14 protein-coding genes are annotated in these 23,572 nt (G+C 75.1%); 1 reads left to right on the forward strand and 13 read right to left on the reverse strand.

The window, feature by feature from the left end:
- Positions 1 to 233: 233 nt before the first annotated feature.
- Entirely contained in the window at positions 234 to 2,996 is a 2,763-nt protein-coding gene (locus ACZ7M3_RS32620) for a helix-turn-helix transcriptional regulator (RefSeq protein ID WP_472067918.1), read from the forward strand.
- 193 nt (positions 2,997 to 3,189) lie between these two features.
- Here the strand turns inward: ACZ7M3_RS32620 and ACZ7M3_RS32625 are convergent, their stop codons facing one another.
- From ACZ7M3_RS32625 to ACZ7M3_RS32685, 13 genes are all read right to left on the reverse strand, one after another.
- The gene (locus ACZ7M3_RS32625; RefSeq protein ID WP_472068225.1) at positions 3,190 to 4,128 is read right to left on the reverse strand and encodes a tetratricopeptide repeat protein; all 939 of its coding nucleotides are present in this window, start codon (positions 4,126 to 4,128) and stop codon (positions 3,190 to 3,192) included.
- A gap of 139 nt (positions 4,129 to 4,267) precedes the next feature.
- On the reverse strand, positions 4,268 to 7,342 hold the full coding sequence (locus ACZ7M3_RS32630; protein ID WP_472067920.1) for a DNA/RNA non-specific endonuclease: 3,075 nt from the start codon (positions 7,340 to 7,342) through the stop codon (positions 4,268 to 4,270).
- A gap of 335 nt (positions 7,343 to 7,677) precedes the next feature.
- The gene (locus ACZ7M3_RS32635) at positions 7,678 to 9,876 is read right to left on the reverse strand and encodes an ATP-binding protein (protein ID WP_472067922.1); all 2,199 of its coding nucleotides are present in this window, start codon (positions 9,874 to 9,876) and stop codon (positions 7,678 to 7,680) included.
- Between the two features lies 1 nt (position 9,877).
- On the reverse strand, positions 9,878 to 11,899 hold the full coding sequence (locus ACZ7M3_RS32640; RefSeq protein ID WP_472067924.1) for a hypothetical protein: 2,022 nt from the start codon (positions 11,897 to 11,899) through the stop codon (positions 9,878 to 9,880).
- 93 nt (positions 11,900 to 11,992) lie between these two features.
- Positions 11,993 to 12,604 carry a hypothetical protein gene (locus ACZ7M3_RS32645; protein WP_472067926.1) on the reverse strand — a complete coding sequence of 204 codons (612 nt, stop codon included), beginning with the start codon at positions 12,602 to 12,604 and terminating at the stop codon, positions 11,993 to 11,995.
- Between the two features lie 18 nt (positions 12,605 to 12,622).
- Entirely contained in the window at positions 12,623 to 13,846 is a 1,224-nt protein-coding gene (locus ACZ7M3_RS32650; protein WP_472067928.1) for a hypothetical protein, read from the reverse strand.
- A gap of 50 nt (positions 13,847 to 13,896) precedes the next feature.
- The gene (locus tag ACZ7M3_RS32655) at positions 13,897 to 15,048 is read right to left on the reverse strand and encodes a hypothetical protein (RefSeq protein ID WP_393014089.1); all 1,152 of its coding nucleotides are present in this window, start codon (positions 15,046 to 15,048) and stop codon (positions 13,897 to 13,899) included.
- The gene (locus ACZ7M3_RS32660) at positions 15,045 to 16,487 is read right to left on the reverse strand and encodes a hypothetical protein (RefSeq protein WP_472067930.1); all 1,443 of its coding nucleotides are present in this window, start codon (positions 16,485 to 16,487) and stop codon (positions 15,045 to 15,047) included. The genes ACZ7M3_RS32655 and ACZ7M3_RS32660 overlap by 4 nt, the downstream gene beginning before the upstream one ends.
- Positions 16,484 to 18,046, reverse strand: coding sequence for a hypothetical protein (locus tag ACZ7M3_RS32665; RefSeq protein ID WP_472067932.1), 1,563 nt, complete (start codon positions 18,044 to 18,046; stop codon positions 16,484 to 16,486). Before ACZ7M3_RS32665 ends, ACZ7M3_RS32660 begins: the two co-directional genes overlap by 4 nt.
- A 2-nt stretch (positions 18,047 to 18,048) precedes the next feature.
- Positions 18,049 to 20,211, reverse strand: coding sequence for a putative baseplate assembly protein (locus ACZ7M3_RS32670; RefSeq protein ID WP_472067934.1), 2,163 nt, complete (start codon positions 20,209 to 20,211; stop codon positions 18,049 to 18,051).
- A complete protein-coding gene (locus ACZ7M3_RS32675) occupies positions 20,208 to 22,367 on the reverse strand; it encodes a baseplate J/gp47 family protein (protein WP_472067936.1) in 2,160 nt (719 codons plus the stop codon). Before ACZ7M3_RS32675 ends, ACZ7M3_RS32670 begins: the two co-directional genes overlap by 4 nt.
- Positions 22,364 to 22,819 carry a GPW/gp25 family protein gene (locus ACZ7M3_RS32680; RefSeq protein ID WP_472067938.1) on the reverse strand — a complete coding sequence of 152 codons (456 nt, stop codon included), beginning with the start codon at positions 22,817 to 22,819 and terminating at the stop codon, positions 22,364 to 22,366. Before ACZ7M3_RS32680 ends, ACZ7M3_RS32675 begins: the two co-directional genes overlap by 4 nt.
- On the reverse strand, positions 22,816 to 23,568 hold the full coding sequence (locus ACZ7M3_RS32685) for a phage baseplate assembly protein V (RefSeq protein ID WP_261686529.1): 753 nt from the start codon (positions 23,566 to 23,568) through the stop codon (positions 22,816 to 22,818). Before ACZ7M3_RS32685 ends, ACZ7M3_RS32680 begins: the two co-directional genes overlap by 4 nt.
- Positions 23,569 to 23,572: the final 4 nt, after the last annotated feature.

The following is a 23,572-nucleotide window of genomic DNA, read 5'->3' on the forward strand; positions in this document are numbered from 1 at the left end:
CCGATCGGATGGTAAAAAACAGGCCAGAAATTTCCTGGCCCGGGGACGCGCGACACGTACAATCCGCGCCGCGGCCGAGCGGGGGTGCCGCCACCGCTCGGCCGAAGCGGAAGGGTGAATGTCTGGGTATTTCCGGGTTCCGGCGGAGGAGTGCGTGCCAAGCTTGACGCAGGGGGGAAGCGGCACCGGCGACGCGGGGCCACGCGTCTGATTCCCGTACCGCCGCGCAGAATGTGCTCGGGAGGATCGCTGAAGCATCCGCGGTGGCCCGGTTGCTCCGTGACACGGCGTCCGGGCGCGGTGGCGCGCTGTTCGTCGTAGGAGAACCGGGGCTGGGACGGACCACCCTGCTCCGCAGGATCCTCACCCTCGACGACACCGTCCGGGCGGTGTATCTCGCGGGCGCCGCAGCCGAATCGGGGCTGTGCTACGCGGGGCTGCACCAGGTCGTCCAGGCCTACCGCTGCGATCTGCCACGCCTGCCCGCACCCCAGCGCGACCTGCTCGGCCATCTGCTGGCCACCGGACAGCAGCGGCCGGGGGACACCGGGCTCGCGGTCGGCGCGGCCGTGCTCGGACTGCTCGGCGCCGCGGCCGCACGGCGCCCTCTCCTGCTCGCGATCGACGACGCGCATCTGCTCGACACCCCGTCGAGGGAGGCACTGCTCTTCGTGGCGCGGCGCATCGCCGAAGAGCCGATCGTCCTGCTCCTCACGGCCGAACACCGCGGCTTTGCCGCCGGATCCGACCTGCGCCCCGCCGTCACCGGCGTACCGGAGCTGAGGCTTGGACCGCTGGACCCGGCCGACGCGCGGACCCTGCTCCAGCGGTCCGCCCCGCACCCGCTGCGCCGATTCGTCGCCGACCGACTGCTCGCCGTCGCCGAGGGCAACCCGCTCGCCCTCACCGAACTGCCGGCCGTCCTCACCCCGGGCCAGTGCTCCGGGCACCTGCCCCTCGACGACCCGCTCACCCCCGGCGAACGGCTGCGCGACACCCATCTCCCGACGCTGGCCCGGTTCCCCGACCCCACCCGGGCCGCACTGCTGGTGCCCGCCGCGGCCGGCGACGTCCCGAGCGGCGATCTGCAGCGCGCGCTGGAACTGCTCGGACACGCCCCCGACGCGCTGCTGCCCGCGGAAGAAGAGGGCGTCGTCGAACTGCGCAGGGGCCGACTGGTCTTCGCCGACCGACGGCTGCGCCTCGTCGCGTACCACGACGCCGCTACGTCCCGTCGGCGCGCCGTCCACCACGTGCTCGCGCAGGTACTGCGCGGGCCCGACGCGGGGCGCCACCTCGCCGCCGCGCACACCTGCCCGAGCCCGGACGTGGCGCGGGCCGTCGAAGCGGCGGCGCGCGCCACCGAGGAGACGGACGCAGACGCGGGCGCCGAACTGTACGAGCGAGCCGCGGGGTTGGCCGACGACCACGACGAAACCGCCCGGCTGCTCCACCTGGCCGCGGTCTGCCGACAGCGGGCCGGAGCCTTTGAACACGTACAGATGCTGCTGGGCAAGGCGATGGCACTCGCCCGCGCCCCGGGCCTGCGCCGCGAACTGGCCGTCCTCCAGGCGCGTCGGCCCGGTGCGGGAGGCCACCCCAGGACCGCGCACCGGGTGCTGCGCGACGCGGCAGGACGGCTCACCGGGGAGCCCGACCGGGCGGCCCGACTCCTGCTGGAAGCGGTCGATTCCGCGGTCCACGCGGCCGACAGCCGGGCCGCGCTGGGCAGTGCGTGGCAGGCGTACCGGCTCACCCGTCTGTGCGGCGGGGACCTCGCGGAGGCGGCGGCCGTGCATCTCGCCCAGGTCCTGGCCCTGCGCGGCGAGCGCGGCCAGGCCCGCGAACTGCTGCTGGGGCAGACCGCGGGCGAGGCCGCGCGAGCGCTGGTGGGCCGGGCGGAAGTCCTGGGGTGGCTGGAGGAGTACGAGGCCGCCTGCGTCCTGCTGGACCGAGTGCTCGGCGACCAGCCCCCGCCGCTCGGCGGCACGGAAGGCGGCGTGAACCCGTCCCAGCGGGCGGCCGCGCTCGGTTGCCGGGCCTGGATCCGGCTGTGGACCGGGGACTGGCACGGCGCCCGCGCCGACGCCACGGAAGCCGTCGGCTGCGCCGAACAGCGACAGGAGACCGCGTCCCTGGCGCAGGGGCTGGTCGCGCTCGCCCGGCTCGAGGCCGCCCAGGGCCGGGTCGCGGAGTGCGGGGCGATACTGGCCCGCGCCGCCGGTGTCGCGCGAGCGCACGGCCTCGAACTCGTCATGGGCCAGATCGCCGTGGCCGAAGGCCTGTTGGCCCTCGGCGCGGGCAAGTACGAGGAGGCCGTGGCCGGTTACGAAAGGGCCGGTGCCCTGGCGCGCGGCGCGGGCATCGAGGACCCGTCGGTGGCCCCGTGGGCGGCCAACCTGGTCGAGGCGTATCTGCGCAGCGGGCGGATCGGGGAGGCGGAGCGCGAACACGGCCGTTTCGACGCGGAGATGCGGCGCTCGGGTCCGTCCTGGGCGCTCGCGGTGAGCGCCCGCTGCCGCGCCCTGCTACTGGAGGCCGAAGGGCACGGCACGCCCGGCGCGGTCGAGGCGGCCTTCCACGAGGCCCTGGAATGGCATGCGCGCGGCGCCGTCGTCTTCGAACGCGCACGGACCCTGCTCTGCCACGGGCAGTGGCTCCGGCGTACGGGGCGTACGCCGGAGGCGCGGGACGCACTGGAGGAGGCGCTGTCGGTCTTCTCCATGCTCGGAGCCGTGCCGTGGGAGGAGGCGGTCCGCAGCGAGTTGCGCGCGGCGGGGGCCCGCACCGGGCGTACGACCTGTACGCGGCTCACCGAGCAGGAGGGGCGGATCGCCTCGCTGGTCGCCGGTGGCGCGACCAACAAGGAGACGGCGGCGGCGCTGTTCCTCAGTCCCAAGACGGTGGAGTTCCATCTGGGCAATGTGTACCGGAAGTTGGGGGTGCGGTCGCGGAGCGAGCTGGCGCGGACGTTCGACGCGGTGTCCGGGGGCTGAGCCACCTGCGTCCGCGCGTGGCGTCAGCGGCTGACGGCGGCAAACCGCCCGGCCCCCGGCGGAGGTTGCCCCGCAGCGGGAGCTCACTCCTCGCCGTACGGACGTGCCCGGACTCCGCGCCGAGGAGGAGACCGCTGCGGCCAACTACCCCTGAGGAACTGGCTGGAGTTGCTGCTCGTCGAGGAGCGGGGCCTCAGCTGTTCTGGATGCGGCGGGCCGCGGCCACGAGCTCGGAAGGCAGGGCGGGACCGGCGCATGCGTGATCGATCAGCAGGTTCCGGTACGAGTCGTTCGACAGATCCGGCGCCAGTTCGATGAGTTCGCTCAGTTCGGCGGCCGAGCCGGTGAGGCGTGCCCGGTAGGCGGCCCCCGCCGCGCGAAGTGTGAGCTCAGCCGGCTCGTGCTTCAGCCCCTGGTCGATCAGCCGGACCGCGGCGGTGAAGTCGCCCTGTTCGGCGTGCACGTCGGCCAGGTCGAGATAGAGCGACCAGTTGGCTGGCTCCAGGGCGAGAGCGCGCTCGAACGCCGCCACGGTCTGTTCGGGATCACCCAGCTTGCGCCACGTGCCCGCTCGCACGACTTCCGTCAGCATGATCCGCTCAACGGAGTCCGCCTGGTCGCAGAGGGCGAAGGACGCATCGGTGAGACCGCATGTCCGCAGGAGGATCGCCATCTTGGCCAACGCCTCCGGCAACGGCCGGCGGGCGGAGACCACGTCGATGGCGTCGAACCAGGGCCGGAACCGTTCCCGCACGCCTTCGGTGTCCAGAACACGGCCGTAGTCCATCGTCCGCATGGCGGCCTCGGCCAGCGCGTCGGCACTCACCACACCGAGAAATCGTTCATCGCCGAACCAGGGGGCTTTGGCCCATGCGATGTCGGGTTGCACACCCGTGACCGATCCGATGGCCAGCGCCGCGGTGTCCATGTCGCCCTCGAGGAAGCTGATGTACGACTGGGCCAGCACCGTCCTCGAGGAGTCGGCATCCCGAACGACCTCGGCCAGCTCCGACGGCTTGTCCGCCCACAACTCGGCAAGAACCGTATAGGGCTCGGGGTTCTCGGGCGCGGAGGCGATGGCACCCGCCAGATGGTGCACGGCTGCCGCGGGGCTGCCCCCGCAGTGCGCCATCACCCGCGCGAGACCTGCTCCAGCCGCTATCGCTCTGTTCGACACCGCGCGAGGATATCCCTGATCAGGCTGTCTGTCGGCCCGTCCACCGTGGCTCGCCGGCCGCGGCCCACGCCAACGATGATCTACGGGGCAGCCCTCAGGGAACGTTCTTCACTGTCTCGGTGAGGTTGTAGGACTTCTTTCCCATGGCCGTGGCCTTGATGTGTACCTTCGTCGGCCGCAGCAGTTTGTTGTCGTTCCGCTCGGCGCCGCGCAGGTTCTGCTTCTTGTACTCGGGTGTGACGACGTACACCACGCGCTGTCCCGGAACCTCCGCGGCCTTTCTCACCGCGTTTTCGTGGCCGCGCATCTCCGGGGTGTTCGCCCGCGCGTACAAGGTGACGAAGTTCTCCTTTCGGTTGTTGGCGCCACCCAGTTGGGCGCCGAGCAGATGCGAGCGATGGAATCCCTTTTCGCTCTCCCAGCCGGCGGGGTCGACCGAAGGCCTGGTCGTGCCGCCGATCGAATCCGCGGTCAGCGTCGCGGTGATCCCGGTGGCGCGGTCGGCGCTGTCCAGTGCTCCGTATCGGGGGGTGCCGGGAGGTGCCAGGGCCGACAGCTTGGTCAGTTCCTTGGCCGTCGGATTGAGCGTTCCCTCCACACTCCATACGCCGTCGTCCTCGACCGGTTCGAGGGACTTGAGCCGGTACCGCAGCTGGATGGCGAGCAGGGCGGCCTTGAGGACTTTCCCGTCGAAGCGGGTTCCCTTCAGCTTGTTGAGTGTGGTGACGCCGAGCCTGACCGCGGCCCTGACGTCGCGCTCCTTCTCCGCCGCCGACCGCCGGTCCGTCGCGTCGACGAGCTTTCCCAGGGCCTTTCTTCCGCCCGCCATCAATTTCCTGCCGTACGCGGCGGCCTTGGCGATGATGTTCGAGATGAAGCCGCGGACGGGTGCGCCGATCTTCTCCAGGACGTTCTTGATCTTCCCGGGGATCGCGCCGAGCTTGAGGACGCGGGCGAGGAGGTCGATGGCGAGAGGGAGGGTGCGGGCGAGGGAGGACTCGATCTTGGTGGCGACCTTCTGGGAGACGCCGTCGCAGATCTCCTCCAGCGTGTCGAGGATCGAGTTGACGAACTCGGCGAGGGCGCGGGCCTTTTCCACCAGGAAGGTGAGGAAGTCGTAGACGGCCATGACCGCCTTGACCAGGGCGCCGGCCGGAGTGATCAGGGACAGCAGCCAGGTGATGCCCGCCTTGAGGACGGTCTCCACGACAAAGCCCTTGATCATCTCGAAGGCCTGCTGCTTGAGGTCGCCGATCTTCTCCCTGATCTCCTCCCACAGGCCGCCGACACCCTTGTCCTTGATCACCCCGAAGACCCTGATCGCGCCGATCACCGTGTTCAGCACCGGCTCGGGCATGTGCTTGAGCAGCTCGGAACGGATGAACGCCCAACTGATCCCGAACAGCGACAGCACCGTCTTCACGATGCCGCGCAGATCCCACTGCTCCGGCAGCTCCACCCCGGCCGCGGCCAGATTGCCGAACAGCCAGTCCTTCAGGGCAGCCTTGAGGTGGGTGACGATGTTCGACAGGAACCCGGTCAGCCCGGCCTTGACCGAGGCACCGAGGTGGGAGAGGAAACGGATGGGATTCCGTACGATCCGATCGGCCACTCCGGCCGCCCGCCTCACCACCCCGACCAGTAGGTTCTTCAGGTCGATCAGGATCTTGACCGCGCCCACCACGGCGTCGCGGGCCCGGTCCCACAGGCTCCTGTTGCCCTGCTTCACCTCGGCGAGCGCCGCGTTCGTCGCCTCCTGCGCCTGCGCGTAGGACTCGGCGAGCAGGTCGACGACGGCGTCCGCCTTCTCGTCGACCGACGCCTCCAACGCGTCGAACCGCGCGGCGAATCCGGCGGCCGCCTGCTCCCCGAACCCGCGCAGCGCGGGCTCCAGGCCCGCGACATGGTCGGCCATCCGACGGCGGCCGTCCGCCGCCTTCTGCCGGGCGTCGTTGACGCGCTGCTCCACGACGGTGGCGATCTCGTCGACCACGCCCCGGATCTCGGCGGTGTAGACGGCCGCGTGCTTCTCGTATTCGGGAGCACCGGTGAAGAAGTCCCACCAGCTCTTCCTGCACGCGGCGAGGAACCGGTTCCGGGCCTGCCCCGCCCGCTCGTCGAAGAGTGTGCGGACCGTGTCGTCGAGGCCGCCGAGGGCGGCCTCGACGGCACGCTTCGTCTCCTCGTAGATCGCGGTCAGTTCGGCCGTGACCTCGGCGCGGCGTGCCTCCGTACGCGACTGGACCGCCTGTTTGCCGCCGCCCGCCGACTTGCCCGCGGCGACCCGCAGCCCCGCCATCGCGGCCATCGCCGTACCGCCCGCGACGGCCGCCCGCTGCTCGGCCGCGGCCCGCTGCGCCGCCTCCTTGGCGCGGAAGGAACCCGGCGCCGCGGCGGAGTCCTCCTCCGCGGCCTTCTTCGACCGCAGGGCGGTCGAGAACGCCGGCTCGTTGGCGTCCGCCAGGGTCTCGTCGGTGAGACCCGCCTTGTCCATCGCGTCCGTCGTACCGCTCGCATGCGCGCAGACGTCCACCGCGGCGGTCGCCACCGGCGCCGGTACGGCGTCCGCCGCGCGGGGCGGGGCGGGTACGGGCGGCGGCCGGTCGGGTGTCAGCGCCACCGCGGGACGTTCGGGTACGCGCGTGGGGTCGGGCGGGGTCGCCGCGGTCGCCCGTACCTCACCGGACGAGGCCTGCGCTGCGGCGTGCGCCTCACCGGAGAGCTGCGGGGTGAGCGTGTCCGCACGCGCCGGGTCCGCGAACTCCTCGGCCTTTTCGGGCGTGGTGGGCTGCTGGTCCTTGATGCGCTTCTCGAACTTCGCGATGAACTCGGCCCGGGCGAAGGGCTTCGCCTGCGCCGAGGCGATCGCCGCCGCCCGCTCCTGCCCGGCGAACGCGGCCCGCTCGCCCGGGGGCGCCACCGCCGCGCGCTGGGCCGCCGCGGCCTCGGCGGCGGGTGCGGGGTGCCGCGTCAGGGCGCGCTTGCCCGCCGTGACCTGGGCGGCGATCCGGCGCAGCCCCGGCACGGCGGCCTTCTTGCCTGCGACGGCCCGTCCGGGGGCCCCGCCCTCAGCGTGCCCGACGGACGCCTCGGCGCCGCGAGCGGCGAGCGCCACGGTGGCGGCGTTGCCGACGCCGGGGTGCGCCCGGCGCGGGCGCCGGGCGGGCACGAGCGGGTGCGCCGCGGAGGCGGAGGATGCGTCTGCCCGCGTCGGGGCGCCGGTCGTCCCAAGGGGCCGTGCCGTGGTCTTGGCAGCGGCGGCAGCGCGTTCGGGGGGCCGCGCCGGAGCGGAGGCCGCCCCCAGCACTCGTACCGCCGACGCGGCGGAACCGGAGTCCGTACGCGCCCCATCCCTCGTACGTGCCCCACGCGCCGAACCCGTTGTCGGCGCGGGGCGCTTCCGCAGGGACTTGAGTGTGCCGGGGGACGGTCGGGCGCGTTCGGTGCCCGTGCCCGTGCCGGTCACGGGAGGCGGGGGCGTCGGCGCGCCGGGCGTGGGCGTGTTCATGGTCGGTCGTGCGGGTCGTGTCGGTCGGCCGTGTCGGGGACCCGTACCGGCGCCGGGCCGAGCGCCCCTTCCAGTTCGCCGGAGCGCAGCAGCCGCGACTCCTGGCGGAACTGGCGCGCGATCGCCTCGCAGAGGTGTTCGCGGCCGATGACGGCGCTGTCGTTCTCCGCCGCGAGCAGCGCGGCGGAGCGTGCGACGGCCATGACCCCCGCCCCGGTGAGATCGAGCCGGGCGAGTCCCGCCAGGCTCAGCAGCGGGTCCAGCGGGGCGCTCGGCGGGAACGCCATCCGCCACAGCCGGGTCCGCTCCCGTTCGCCGGGCCGGGTGAAGTGCACCACGAACTGGAAGCGGCGGGTGAAGGCCTCGTCCAGGTTGCCCTGCAGATTGGTGGTGAGGACGACCAACGCGGGGCTGCGCTCCAGACGTTGCAGCAGATAGCCGACCTCGAGGTTGGCGTAGCGGTCGGTGCCGCGGCTGACCGTGCCCCGTTTGCCGAAGACGGCGTCGGCCTCGTCGAAGAGCAGCAGCGCGCCCGTGGCCTCCGCGTGCCCGAAGGCCTCGTCGAGGTTCTTCTCCGTCTCGCCGACCCACTTGGAGACGGTCTGCGCGAGGTCGACCCGGAGCAGATCCACACCGAGCGCACCGGCGAGCACCTCCGCGGCGAGGCTCTTGCCCGTGCCGGGTTCGCCGGTGAACAGGGCCTTGAGTCCGGCCCCGCCGTGCTGCCCGCCGAAGCCCCACTCCTCGGAGACCTTGGGCCAGGCACGGAACGCCGCGGCGAGTCCGTCGATCTGCCGTTCCTGCTCCATGGGGAGTACGAGGTCCGAGGGGCCGCGGGTGGGCGTACAGACCTCGGCGAGCCGGGCCGGGGTCGCGGTCAGGACCCGGGGCACGGCCTCGTCCAGTGGCACGCGGCCGGACTCGGCGAGCCCTACGGCCGACCGCAGTTGAGAGGGCGTCAGCCGGAAGCGAGCGGCCAGGTCGTCGAGCAGAGCGGGGTCGGGGTCCGGGTCCGTTCCGGTGGTGGCGGTGTTCCACAGCGCCCGCCGTTCCCGGTAGCCGGGCTCGCCCGCGCACTCCTCCGCGTACCGTCCCGAGGAGAGCAGAGCGAGCGGACGCCACGGCGTCCGGCCGGTCAGCACGACCGGAACGCCCGCCCGGGTCAGCAGGTCGACGACCGCCGCCGCGGCCCACTCCGCGTCCGGGGCGTGGAAGTCGTCGGTGGGCAGCCACAGCCCGCTGCCGAGCACGGCCGCCGCGGCCAGTGCCCGGCCCAGGGCGGCCCGCACGTCGTCGGGGTTGCGGCACAGCTCCAGGTCCGGGGTGCGGCGCAGCGCGAGCCCCGCCTGCCGCGCCACGGCGCACGCCGCGTCGCGCCGGCTGCCGACGGGCAGCCCCCACAGCGCGGCGATGCCCGCCGGGTGGGAGGCGAGGTGGGCGGCCAGCCGTGCCGCGTGGGTGCGGGTCTCCGTGTCGAGCAGCAGGGGCCGTGGTGCGACCACGTGGCCGGGGTCGTGCGCCAGCAGTCCGGGATCGCCGAGGCCGTGCAGCAGGAACGCGGGCAGTTCGGGGCGCACGTGCAGCGGGCGCAGCAGATCGGCGCCGGAGGGTTCCGGCCCGCCGTACGGGTCGGGGACGCCGTCCTGGAGCAGGAGGCCGAAGCGGCGCAGCCGTCCGTACGGGCCCAGCGCGGGCAGCCGTGCGAACCGTTCGGCGGGCGTGGGCGCCAGTACGGTGAGGATCAACTCGGCGGTGGGACGGCGCTGGTCGAGGTCGTCGACGAGATAGCCGAACAGCGGCGCGTGTTCGGGCGCCAGCGCCGGGGCGAGGCACAGCAGCAGCGCGTCGCACTCGAAGGAGTCGAGCTCCGCGGCGCGGGCCAGCGCGTCCAGCGGCAGCGTGGCCCCCTCGGCGGCGGCCCGGCGGCGCAGTTCGCGCTCCGCCTCCGTCTGGGCGCCGGGCTGCTCGGCAGGAGGGGACGACGCCTGGACGTCCGCGGGATCGGTGAGGTCCAGGAGCAGGCCGGCCTGCTGGTCGGTGACGCAGTACGGGGACAGCTCCACCCCGGCGAGCAGCGCGGAACGCTTGGCGCGGCGGGCCGCCGCCCTCCGCAACGCGCGGTGGACGGCCCCTTGGCGCAGGGCCAAGTGGGCCGCCACGACGGCCGGTTGGGGCCGCAGGGGTCCGTTCGGCATCTCACCCTCCTGTGAAGACGACGGTCCGGCCGCCGAGCCACGGCACGTCCGGCACATCGGCGAGCAGCCGGTGCCGGTAGAGGTCGGCATGGCGCGCGCCCAGCGGCAGCCGTATCTCGACCGTGCTGTCGTGGAACAGCACACGGGCCCCCAGGTCGGCGAAGCGGTCTAGGGCGTCGACGGGATCGGTGGCCTCCCGCTGTGACCAGAGCGTCCAGGCGAGGTCGGCCAGCGCGACCCCGACGGCCAGCGTCGTCGAGCGTTCGACCGCCGGGGCCTGGCCGGTGCGCACCGCCGGGCGCAGTTCGACCAGGGCCGCCACGAAACGGGCGGCGCGGGACGCCTCGTACGTCAGTCGGCGTGCCGCCCCGACCAGCGTGTCGTCCGGCGCGGAACGGGACGTGAGTCGCGCCCCGGTGTTGGTCCAGCAGCGGCGCGGACCCGGCACCCGGCTGAGGCGCTCGCCGCGCGCGGGCGGCAGATCGGTCACGAAGCCGATGCCCAGGGCGTCCAGGGCGTGGGTCAGCCCCGTGGCCCCGGAGGCGACGGACCGGGCGGGCAGGAGGACCAGGGGCCGGCCGGCCAGTTCCCAGGGACGGAGCAGTTCCGCGGGTCGCGCGGCCTCCCACACCGGGTACAGGCCGTCGAGGTCCAGCAGGAGGAGCCGGTCCGCGGCCAGGGCGTGGAGCAGCAACGGGCTGGTGGCGGTGTGCCCTTGGGCGGCTTGCAGCCCGAGCCGGGCGTCGAGCAGGGGCAGCAGCGGGCCCAGCCTGCGTTCCAGGTCCGGTGCGGAGGCGTCGGGCGTGCCCTGGGCGGTCGTCGTCGCACCGGCGAAGACGGCGACCGCGTGCGCGTCCCCGGGTGCGCGCAGCCAGCCGTGCACGGGCGGCGGCAGCACCTTGTGCGCGAGGCAGGCGGCGAAGGCCGCGCCGTCGGCGTCCCGCGCGCCCCCGCCGCTGAGGACGGCCGTCAGCGCCTGCAGATAGCCCCGGTCGTGAAGCGGCGGCAGCAGCAGGAAGGGCAGTGCGCGGTCGGTGTCGGTGATCGTGCCGGACACCGGGCCGCGGTGGTGCTCCTCCCACGACCGGCCGGGGACCGGTGCGGTGCGCACGGGCGGTGTGCCGTCGGCGCCCGGGGCGGGCTCGGGGCCGGTGGGAGTGCCGGTGCGTGGAGTGTCCCGCCCGGCGGACGGCAGGGATCGCAGGGCCGCCAGGAGGGCGGTGGTGAGGGCGTCCGTGTCGGGTGGCGCGGAGGGTGCGACCGCGCCAGGGGCGTCTTCGGCGGCGCCGGGTACGGGGGTCGACGGGGTCGTCGGCGGGGGGCCGGGCGCGGACGTCGTACGGCGTCCCGCCGCGTCGAGGGCGCTCAGCAGCAGCCGTAGCGTCTCCGCTCCGAGCCGGGCCAGTACGGTGTCCAGCACCCCGCAGGCGGACGCCTCGTGGAGGAGGCCGACCAGCACCCGGTCACGGTCGAAGAGCGGCGCGGCCACCGGCAGACCCGAGCTCCGCACCATCTCGCGGTCCACGGTGTCGTGGGCCGCGGCACTCGGCTCGGCGCCGGTCGGCGATCCCGTGGCGCGCAGGTGGGCGGGTCCAGCTGGGTGGGTCGGTCCCGCGTGGCCGCGGTGGAGGGGCACCGCCGCGCCGGGGCCGGGCGACGCGGGCGTGTCGCCCAGGGCCTTCGCGCGCGTGGCCGCGGCCGAGAGTTCGCCGAGCGAGGTGTGGGCCCTGATGCGCACGGGGACGGTGACCTCCAAGTCCTGCGCTGTGGGGCCGGACTGCGGGGCGACACCTGTGGTGGCGATCGGCAGGCCGGTGCGGTGGAGTGCGTCGGCGAGGTGGGTCCGCAGTACGCGGGGGAGCAACGCGACCGCGCCCCGGGCCAGTTCGGAGGGGTCGGGGCCCCAGCTCCAGCCGTCGGTCCTGACCACGCGCAGCCGGCAGTCGAGCACGGTGCAGCCGCCGAGCGCGTCGAGGAGCCCGTCGCCGTCGTCGGCCGTCGCCTCCGTGGGGAACGTCGTCATGCCCGTCGCCTCTCCGTCGTCGTGTGATCCGTACGAGACGTCACGCGTACGCGACCTGATCCGTACGAGACCTGATCCGTACGCGGCCGGGTGTCAGCCCAGCAGTCCGGTGAGGTACACGCTCACCGGCCGGCCTCGGACGAAGACCAGGGCGTGATCGTTCTGCCCGACGGCGCCGTCGCCCAGGACGACCGTCCCGGTCCCGTCGAGATGGGCCGCGAGCGTGATGTGGGCGGTGGCGCCCGTGCCCCACTGGGCCGGTGGATTGACCAGGAGGAGGACGGGGGCGTTCGCGTCGTCCGGCGAGGTGATCCGCAGTGACCCGGCGTCGGGGTCGACGGTCGGGATGTGACCGGAGACCTCCGCGAGCCGCGCTGTCGCCGGGGCGGCGGCCTGCGGGTCGCCGGTGTCCACGTACCAGTGCCAGGGCGTGGTGAGCAGCCCGGGCGGCGCGCCGAGTTCCTCGGCCGTCAGGAGGTCGGTCGGGACCAGGACCAGCCCGGTGGCGCCCGGTACGGCCAGCGGGAGGGCGCCGCCCGTCAGGTGCCCGGCGACGGGCGGGGGAGCGGTGCCGGTCCTGGTGAGGGCGGCGACGACATGGCCGGTGTGCTTCAGGCGGACGACCGTGACGGTCGGCTCGGTCGTCCGCCCGCTCGTCCGCCCGGAGGGGGGCCCGGCCGCCGGGGCCGGTACCGCGATCGTCATGAGTGACTCGCTCTCAGATCAGGTGGCGGGGTGGGCGGCGGGTCGGGTGGCCAGGACGACGTAGTCGGCGGTGCCCGGCAGGACGGAGAACAGGTCGAGCGTCCGCGCGGTGCCGAGCCCCGTGTACCAGGCGATCAGACAGTTCAGCCGGCGCTCGGAGTCCACCTCGCAGCGCAGCACCACGGGCAGGGCGCCGAAGCCGGATGTGTCGGCACCGCCCTCGGCGGGAGCACCGTACGTCTGGAGCCGTGGCGTCACCTGGACGTGCAGGACGACCTCGCCCGACTCCGCCTGGTCCGCCGTCACCGGCGGGGGCAGCGGCAGGATCACACCGTGGGTCGCCGTGCCGGACTGGACGAGGACGCTGCCGCTGACCAGCGGACTGTCCACGGCGCCACCGACGGTCAGCCCGCCGGAGACCCGCACGTCACCCAGGATCCGGGTGCTGCCGTCCCCGAGGACGCGCAGCGCCGGGGCGAGCGCGCCGGCCGCGTTGAACCGGCCGATGTCCAGGCTGCCGTCCGCGCCGCCGATCCGGACCCCCACCTTGCCGGCCACCGGGCGGGGTTCGGCCGCCAGTTCCAGCGTGCCGCCGCGCGCGGACACCCGGTCGGCGAGGACGCCCGCGTACCGGCGGCCGACCCCGTTCGCCCGGGGCAGCACCCCGGTGAACCCGCCGTCCTCGCCGTCGGTGGCCCAGGTGACGAAGGAGAGCAGCACCCGGCCGCGGTCGCCACCGCCGAGGCGGTCGGGTCCCGCGTCGGGCGCGGGGGCCTGCTGCTCGCCGAGGTCGAGTTCGTCGCCGGGGGCGCCGACCAGCAGGAGGAAGCCCTCCGTGGTGCGCGCGGCGGCGCCGTTCGCCGCGCAGGCACCGGAGGACACCGCGGTGCCACCGGTGGCGGGCTCGTCGCTCCACATGAGCATGAGCGGGCGGGGAGCGGTGTTGGCGGGGTCGACGATCGTGAACCCCTGGTCGGGCGTGGAGAGTTCGACCGGGGCCGGTACCACGATCTCGCGGCCGGACGGGTCGACGAGGGTGCCGCCGCCGACGACGACCGTCTTGTAGACGTCCGATCCGGCCCGCGCGCGGACCGTCACCTCCAGACCCGAGGCGATCCCCCAGGTGTGCAGGTGCCGGTGGTGGCGCGCTGCGGCATCGCGGTCGTACCGCACCACGGCCGACAGGTCGTCGGCGGCCAGGATCTGGCCCTCGTGGAATTCCGGGCGCAGAGGTGCCGGCATGGTCTGCTCCTTTCACGTCTCGGTGGGCGGCTTGCGTCTCGGTGGGCGGTTCACGTCTCAGTGGTCGGCCGCGGCAGGCAGTCGGTGAGATCGAGCAGGTCCAGCAGGAACACCAGCAGATCCGCCGTGCCGGCCTCGGTTGCGAGGAGCCGGGCGAGCCCGCTCCGCCACCGCTGTTCCACCGGATCGGGCAGATGGGCGCCACGCCGTCCGGCCGGTACGGCCCGTACGACGTCGCAGCCGTCCAGCGTCACCTCGGCGATCAGCACCTCGGGGACGCAGCCACCCGGGCAGGGCACGACCACGAGCGAGCGGACGGCCGAGCGCAGATACGCCTCGAAGGCGCGCCAGGCATGCACCTTGCGCAGCCGGTTGTGCTGAACGTCGTTGCCGGGCGGCTTGGCGGGTACGTCGCACAGCAGGGCCAGCGGGGCGCGGTCGCACAGGTCGCCGTTGACGTCGAGACGGGCGGTGAGCCAGTCGGTGAGGTCGTCCGCCGAGGGCCGCGTCCTGTCGCTCTCGCACGCGGCAAGGAACCCCCGGTCGTCACCGAACCGGCGACGCAGCAGCGCGCACAGCCGGTCGCGCGGCGGCTCGGGGACGCAGCCCACGAAGTAGCGGTGGCCCTCGCGTACCCGCGTGGGCACGCATCCGACCGTCGCGCAGCCGTCGCCGGGATCGTAGGGGGCGGCGGGCTCGGCGAACTCCTCCTCGTAGCGCAGGAAGAGGCCGTACGTACGCTCGGGACCCGGCGGGCACGGGTCGGGGCAGCCGCCGCCCGTGGCGCGGAACTCCCGCACCAGTGCCACGACATCGACGTCCTCGGCGCACCGCACCGGGATGTCGTTGCCCGCGCCGTCCACCGCGTGGCCCTCCCCGACGCGCACCGTGCCGCGGGCGCAGGAGTCGCAGCCGACGGACAGACCGCACAGGACCGCGCCGTGCCCGTCGGCCGAGACGTAGCGCAGTCGGTTGTGGGCGCGGACGCGACCGGTGGTCCAGGTGGCGAGGCCACCGAGGTCGTCCTCGGTGAGGAGTTGGCCCGCGAAGAACACCGGGCGGACGGGGCCGCCCGCGCGGAACCCGGCGGTCGGGGCGAGGGCGGCGGGGGCCGTGGCGGTGGGGCTTCCGCCGCATCCGCAGCCGCAGTCGCGGGGTCCGGTGGGGTGGGGTCCGGTGGTGTGGGTGCCGGAGCCGGTCATGGCCGCTCCTCCGTGGTCGCGCTGTCGGTGCCGCCGTCCTCGGCCGGGGGTTCCGGCGCCGTACCGGCCCGGGTGTCCGCGCCGGTGTCAGGCGAGTGCTCGCCCTCGGATCCCCGGTCGTGGTCGGGTCGTCGGTTGTCGATGAAGATCCAGCTCTCGAAGACGCCGGCCGCGCCCGCGGGCGTGCCGGACGTGCGGGGGCCCGAGCCGTCGGGCGGCAGGAGTCCCGCCCCATGCGCGGGCGGGCCGCCCGGCCGCGGCACCAGGCCGCCGGTGTGGGTGCCGTCCACCGGGTCGCCGCAGACGTCCAGGACGAACGGGGTGCGCAGCACCAGATGGATCCGGTCGCCGTCGTTGAGGTACTCGCGGTCCGTCTGCCGGATCCTGATCGCCGTCGCGGTCTCACAGGTCTCGACGGTCACGGCACCCCGGTCGGCATTCCCGCTCTTCCCGTTCTCGTGGGCGGCATCGGTCACGCCGTCCGACGACTCCCACGTGAGGCGGGTCTCCAAGCGCATCACGGTGCCGTGGACGCCCCGGCCGCCGGTGATCTGGAACAGGTCCGCGACACCCTCCTCGGTCAGGGTCGCGGTGCGCACCGGTCCCGAGAACGCGATCCGCAGGCCGTCTCCGCCGAGCAGGGCGCGTGCCTGCTGGGTGGTGAGCCGGCCGCCGTGCGGCCAGGAGACGCTGGTGACGACGGTCGCCGGACGCCGGGCGAGGGGGCGGCGGACCTCGGGGTGGATCTGCTCGAGGGTGAGGGCGCGATCGGGACGGACGTGGTCCACACGGGCGAGCAGCAGGCCGGGCCCCACGGTCCTGCCGTCACCGCATCCGTGCGCGGGGGACGCGCCGTCGGCGGGTGACGCGCAGGGACAGGGCGGATCGCAGGGATCGGGGTGCGGGGGCCGGGTCGACGCCCGCAGGGTGAACCCTTCGCGGATATGGGCGTAGGCGGTGCGCGGGAGGCCCTCGCAGGACTCGGTGTAGACGGCGCGCACGCTGTCGACCGGCTCCTCGCAGTGGTGGATGGTCAGATGGACGGTGACGCCGTCGGTGCCGGACCGGATGTCCTCCAGGGCGCGGCACCGCTCGTCCTCGTCGAGCAGCCGCCACAGGTCGTGCCGGGGCAGCGCACCGCACGGCACGATCAGTTCGTCGCCGTTCCGGTCGACGGCCATTCCGTCGGTCACCTCGAACCAGGGCGCCGTACGCCGCGGATCCGGGCAGGTGTCGTCGGGTGTCGGTACCGGGCGTGTCCACAGTCCGTGGGCCACGCCGTAGCCGTGCAGGGCCAGGTTGTGCAGGCGCAGCCGGGCGAGGAACTGCTCCTGCTCCTGCCGGAGGTCCTGAGCGGACAGCAACTGGCCGTGGAAGTACGTCAGCCGCCGCCGGCCGGTCGGTGGGGCGCCGTCACGCCCGGTCGGAGGAGCCGTCATGAGGTCCTGCCCTTCTTCTCGTCGGGGTGTCCGCCGGTCATCTCGTCGGGGTGCCCGCCGGTCTCCTCGCCGAGGTGTCCGCCGGTCTTCTTTTCGGGGCGTCGCCCGGCGTGCGGGCTGGTGTGTCCCCCGGGACACGGGCCGGGATGCCCGCCCGCGGCGCCCTCGTTCAGGGCCACCGTGCGGACGCCCGCACCCGATGTGCCGTCCAGCCGGATGCCGCGCCGCCCCGAACGGTCCGCCCCGAGCACGCTGTCCGCGCCGAGGTGCGCCGCGCCCGCCGGGGAGACCGCGGGCGCGACCAGGAGGGTGTCCACGCCGACCGCGCTGCGCTCGCCGACGGTGAAGCCGTGCCCGCCGAGGGACACGGTGGCGGTGGTGTGCGCGGGGGCGAGCCGTTCGACCAGGTCGGCGGCGGCCTTGGCGGTGGCGTCGGCGGGCGGCGCGGGACACCGGGCGGTGGCGGCCGGACGCGGCGGCAGGAGCACACGGAAACGGAACGCGGTGTCGGTCAGCGGGTCGTCGTCCGGGTCGCCGAGCGAACGCAGCGGCGCTCCGCCTCCGCGGCCGCCGCTCCCGGCCAGCCGTGAACCGAGGACCGCGGGCCCGCCGAGCCGCACCCGCGACGCCGACCGGCCGAACAGCCGTACCTCGCCCACGCGGGTGTCGCGGCCCACCGCGCCCCACGGCGCGCCCGCCGGTTCCAGGATCGCCGGGCGCACCCCGAGCACGATCTCCAGCGCGAGGGCGAGCCCGCAGGGCGTCCCGCGCCGCCTGCGCAACTCGGGTGCCGCGGCGATGAGTCGGCGCAGCACGGCGGGCGGGAGCTGCGTGGTACCGCGGTCGGGTGCGCCGGGGTGCGTGCCGCTCCCCGACCCGCCGCCCGCGCTCGCGCCCGGCGCAGGATCGGGATCGGGGCCCAGGTCGAGGCCGAGCAGGCCCGCGATCCACGGCAGTACGCCGTCGGGCACTCCGGACGGGTCGAGCAGCGCGGGCGCGCGTTCCGTGGCCCGGTCGAGGGTCTCGACGACGGAGTCGAACAGGGCGAGGAAGCGCTCGGTGAAGTCGTCGCCGGTCGGATCCTCGCGGTAGACGGCCGGGAGGAGATCGGCGGAGGTGGCACGGGGCAGGTCGAGGCGCAGCTGCCGTACGGCGGGTCCGGGTGCGGTGGCCTCGACACGGCCCAGCAGCAGTCGTACGACGAGGAACCGGCCCGGCGGCTGGTCGACCAGGACGTCGTGGGCCCCGCCCGCGACCGACTGCCAGTCCTCGGGTCCAGGTACGCCCGCGGGATCGTCGCCGGTGGTGGCCAGTTGGACGACCAGCGCGCTGCCCGGGGGGACGTCGGCGTCGATCCGGATCCGGTGCCAGCGGCACCGGGAGATTCCGCTGTCGAGCGGGACGGTGACCAGGGCCGCCTCGGTGACGCCTGGCGGCAGGACCAGTGCGTCGCCGTCCTGGACGGGTGCGGGCAGCGGAGCCGCGGCGCCCTCGGCCGGGCGCCAGCCGGAGGCGGCGTCCAGCAGCAGATGGGTGGGCGCGTCGGTGCGGATGTCCACGGTCACCCCCCTTTCCGGTCGGTGGCGGGGGCGACGACGGAGGCCGTCACCCGTCCGGCACGGACGAGTGCGTGCGGCGGCAGCGGTGTGTCGGCGCACGGCGGGACCGGCCGCCCGTCCACCGTGAGCGTCAGCAGCGGCACCGCCGTCACCGCGTCGTCGGTGAGCAGCCGGTGCAGCAACTCGGTGTGGACGAGCGGAGCTCCGAAGGGTCGGCCGTCGCCCGCGGCACCCCCGTCGAGGGGATGCAGGAAGCGGCGCAGCCCGTCCTGGGCCCGCCGCACGGCGGCGGCAGGGTCGGCGCCCGGCTCGAGCGCCAGCACGATCCGGGCGTCGACCCGGACGTAACGGGGCGCGGCGGCCACGACGGTGATGCCGGTCGGGGCGAGGGCGCGGGTCAGATGGTTCGCGACGGCTTCGAGGTCCCCGGCCGTGGGCAGCGGCGCCCCGGCGGTGGCGGGGTCCTCGTCCGGCGGCACCAGATAGACGCCGACGATGCCGGGCAGCCGTGTGCCGGGGTGGTCCGGGTGGTGCCCCGGTACGGCGTGGGCGCGGGCGACCCGGGCACCCGGGGCCCGCAACGCCAGCAGGGCGTGGTCGGCCGGGGTGACGGCCCGCCCTGCGGTGCGGATCTCGGCGGCGCCGCGCCGGACGGTCGCGTCGAACCGCTCGGGGTCCGTGCCGCCGGTCCCCGGCAGCGGATTGGTCACCGAGGCCACTCCCGCCACGGCGGTACGCAGCACGGTGGCCGTCTCCGCCGCGACGGCACCCCGCCTGCCGCCTCCCGTGCGGTAGCCGACGGCCCGTACGTTCCCCGCTCCCGGGGGCAGCGCGACGCCGTGCACGCCGTCGCCGAAAGTGAGAACGCCGGTCTCGGCGTCGAGCGCGAACACCCGGTCGGCGGGGCCCGCGAGCGTCAGATCGGGCACCTCGCGCCACACGGGCCCCGGGCCCCGCGTGCTGTCGGCTGTCGCCTCCCCGACCGGGAAGAGCGGCGCGGCCGGGTCGTCGGCGACGGTGACGGTCAGCGAGCCGGGCACCACGGGCGGCGTCGCCACCCGCAGCCGTACGCCCGCACCGCCGTCCCGCTCCCGGGGATCCACCGGCACGGGGCCGAGCACCTCGTCACGCACGGTCCGTACGGCCGTGGCGAGCACCGTGTGCGGCAGGACGGCGACGAGCCGCGGCGGCTCGGCGTACGCCCCTCCGGTGAGCCGCACCCGCAGCCAGCGGGCCTCGGGGAGCTGGGGCCCGCCGGGCGGCCGCCCCGGCCGCCATCCCGTGGGCAGTCGCAGCTGTACGGTCCCGGTGCCGGCCAGCGCCCCGGTGTGGTCCACCACGACATCGGCCGCCCGGAAGGTGTCGCCGTCCAGGACCGACCAGCGCAGCTGCGGCGGGGGCGCGTCGGGCGGAGCGACGGGTCCGCGGGCCGCCGCGGCGGGACCGCCCGGGCGCGGCGCCGCGACGAAGGCGAGCGACAGCCCGCCCTCGACGACCTCGGGGGCGGTGAACCCCAGCCACAGCGCCGAACCGGCCGTGCCCCGGGCCCCGAACGGGAGGAATCCGTCGGCGGCCGACCCCTGACCCGGCAGCACCTCGTCGACCGGCCCCGGCAGCGTGCCCGTGGCGGGGCGGCCCACCGCGAGGGAGGTCAGCTCGGCAGGGGACACCCACATGTCGTCCACGGTCTCCAGCACCACTTCGGTGCCGTCCTCGCCGGGAGCGCCGGACTGGAAGCCCGCGGGCACCTGAACTCCCGTGCCGGCGGCGGCCGTTGCCGTCAGGCGCAGCAGGACCTGGGCGGGCGAGGGGGGCAGTGGGGAGACCCCGGCGATCCGCAGGTGCTCCACGAGGAGCTTGGCGGGCAGCCGGTCGACGCGTCCGGCCGCCGCCTCGGCCAGCAGCCCGAACAGCCGCAGCAGCGCCTCGCCCGCGTCGTCGGGACCCGTGCCGGTCCACTCGGGGGTGAAGCCGCCGGCCCGGGTTCGCAGCGCGGCCACCAGGTCGTCCCGGGTGACGCCCAGCGGTACCGGGCGGCCGTCCGCGGCGAGCAGCGTCGGCCGCGCGGCACCGGCGGACAGCGTCCACCACGGCTCGTCCACCGCGGGGGCGAGCCGGGCGGCGGGATCGACCGGCGCGGGCGGGCCGGGGTCGTGGGCGTTCACGCGCGCACCTCCCGGGGGACGGCACCGGACGGCGGGGTCGCGCACACCAGGACCTCGACCGGGCCGGGAAGTTCGCCGGGGCGCAGCGGCACATCGCCGCAGGACTCGTACGGTCCCTCGTCCAGGGCCACGGCGACGGCCCGCACCGGGGTCCGGTCGCCCGCCGCCTCCAGCGCCCGCTCGGCCGTGCGTTGCAGCGCCGAGGGGCGCAGGACCCCGCCGAACGGCCAGCCGGTGCCGTCGCCGCCGACCAGCGGGTCGAGGTGGCGGCGCAGCGCCGCGTCAAGGAGGTGCCGGCGGGCGGTGTCCGCGGCGAGGGTGACGCGTACGCGCACCGGACGGTAGCGCGGGGGTGCGACGAACACCCCGGCACCCAGCAGCCGCGCCGCCTCCAACCGGGCCCGTACGGCGCTCAGCGCGCCGGGGTCGGGCACCGGCAGCGGCACGGCGTCGGGCGCGGTGCCGTCGCCGGGGGCGCGCGGCACCCGGGGGACGACGAGGGTGGTGACGGCGCCGGGCACCCTCCGCCCGGGGTGCGCCGGGTGGACGCCGACCAGTGCGTGGGCGCGGGCGACGCCGACACCGGGCGTGGAGAGGGCGAGTTCCTCATGGTCGGCGGCGGTCACGGCACGGGTGACGACGCCGAGCGCGACGGCCGCCCGGCGGCGCGCGGCCGCCGGGGACTCGGGCTCGGCCCCGCCCACGGACGGCACGAGGGCGCGCGCGGTGCACAGCGCGCCGGGCGGCTCGGTGTCTTCAGGGACGCCGGTGAACACCCAGTCCCCCGGCGGGGATGGGGCCCCGGCCACCGGGCGCGGACCGGCGAACCCGGCCAGCGCGGGGAAGGCCAGCAGCGCCGCCGGAAGGGCGGCGCGCACGGCCGGATCCGCGCCGCCGTTGCCGGAGGGACCGCCGCCCAGCCGGTACTCCGCCCACAACACCGTCGCCGACCCGATGCGGCCGACCCGGGGGATCCGTCCGGTCAGACCGTCGCCGAAGCGCAACGCCCCGAACGCCCGGTCCACGGTGAACACCCGGTCCAGCGGCCCGCTGAACGCCAGATCCGGTACGGCCGTCCAGTCGTGGGCGCGAGCGTCCCCGGCGTCCCCGGCGTCCCCGGCGTCATCGGGTTCCCACAGCGTGAACCGTCCGACGTCGATGAGCCGCCCGGCCGCGTCCTCGGGCAGGGCGACCACCAGGCCCGGAAGCCGCGGCCGGTCGACGAACCGGCGCGCCACGGGGCCGTCCGGGCCCTCCTCCAGACGGACGCGCCGCGCGTGGTGCGCGGGGACCGTGTTCGGTGCGAGGCCCAGCAGCCGCGGTGGTGCGGCGAAGGTCGCGGCCGGTGTGTCCAGCAGCAGTTCGCGTTCGGTGCCGCCCGCCGTGGCCGGGAGCGTCAACCGGACAAGACCGGACCGGCGCAGTCCGCCGGTGCCGTCCACCACCGCACCGGCCGGCAGGGCGCGTACGTCCCCGACAGGCCCGTACGACCAATGGAGTCGAGCCGGTGGCGGTACGTCGGGCACGGCCCGCGCGCTCCAGCCCTCGGGGGCCGGACTCCCGGTCCACGGCCCCGCCGGTTCCTCCAGAGTGACCAGCAGTGCGAGCGTTCCGCCGTCCGGGAAGCCGTCACCGGACACGGAGAGGCGCACGCGGACCCGCGCGGGACCGCCGGGGGCGCCCGCCAGCGGCACCGGGCGTCCGGTGGCGAGATCGGCCGTGCGGTCCCGTTCGCCGGACGCGTCGCGCACGGACAGCCCGCTCACCCGCACCGGCAGCACGTCCAGGTCCTTGTCCAGATGGAAGTCCGACCCGCGTCCCGGTTCCCGGCCGAAGGAGGCACCCTCCCGGATCCGCAGCCGGGCGCCGGGCTCCTCCGGCACGACCTGAAGCACCGTCACCGCGGCCGTCGCCGGGGCGGGTCCGGGCACCCCCAGCAGCCGCAGCACCGCGTGCACGACCGCGTCCGGAACCTGGTCGAGCCGGTAGATCTGCTGCTCCAGCAGATACGCCTGCAGGTCCAGCAGGGTCATGCCCGGGTCGACGGGGGCGTGCAGGGTCCAGCGGCCCGCGGACTCGGCGGGGATCCGTGAGCGGACCGCGTCCACCAGATCGGCCCAGGACAGATCGTCCAGCCGCAGCGGCGCCGACGTCATGACAGGCCACCCCCGCCCGCCTCGAACGCGCCCGCGCCGCCCACCAGTCCCGCGCCGCCGTCGAGGTAGTAGGGGAAGACCAGCGTCTCGTGCCGGCCCGTCGCCCTGACCCGGTAGTCGACGGACACCGTCACCCGCCACTCCTCGCCCGGCTGCGCCTGCGCCCGTACGTCGTCCACGGCCGCCCGCGGCTCGAAGTCCCGGATGGCGAAGCGCACCGAGTCCTCCAACTCGCGCAGGGTCCGCGCACTGCCGGGAGCGAAGACCAACTCCGATGCGCGGGTGCCCAGTTCGGGGCGCATCACCCGGTCGCCGAGGCCGGTGCGCACCAGCACCAGCAGACAGTCGCGGACGCTGTCCTCACCGGCCGCGTACGCCAGCCGCCCCGAGGCGTCCGGCAGCAGCGGGAAGCGCCAGCCCCGCCCGAGGAAGGCCTCCGCGCCGCCGGTCACGGGGCCACCCGCACGGTCGTCGACATCGGCGCAGGCGTGGTCGCGGGGATCGCCGGGCCCGTGGCGCCGGGTGTGGCGACGGGGTGGGTGTGCGCGACGAACCACGGCAGGAACCGCTCCCACGAGACCACGTGCTCCGCGGCGCCGGTGCCCAGACTCACCTGCGGCGCGTCCAGCGTCACCGAGTCACCGGTGACGGTCACCGAACCTCCGCTGACCGTCACCGGACCCGACCCGGCGCTGATCTCCACCGAGCCGTCCGCGGTCACCGTCACCTTGCCGCCGGAGGCGGTGCGCACCACCACCGAGTTGCCCGCGTCGGAGAGTTCGACGCGGTGCCCGGCGGACGAGGTGAGCCGTACGGCCTGACGGCCCGCGCTGTCGTCCAGGGCCAGCTCATGACCGTGCTTGGTCCGCAGCAGCTTCTCGTCCCGGCCGCCGGTGCGGTGCGTGGGCGGTTTGTCGACGCCGTTGTAGAGGCAGCCGATGACCACGGGGTAGCGCATGTCGCCCTGGTCGAAGGCGACGAGCACCTCGTCGCCCTTCTCGGGTACGAAACTCGCCCCGTACCCGTTGCCCGCGTACGGCTGCGCGACCCGGCACCACTCGCTGATCGTGGCGCCGTCGTACCACGGCAGCGTGAGCCGCACCCGGCACTCCTTCTCCGGGTCGCCCTCCACCCGTTCCACGATTCCGGTCGCCACACCGAAATACCTCTTGTCCACGCTCTGTCCGGGCATCGCCGTCATCGCC

The sequence above is a fragment of the Streptomyces sp. NPDC111656 genome (assembly GCF_055656965.1).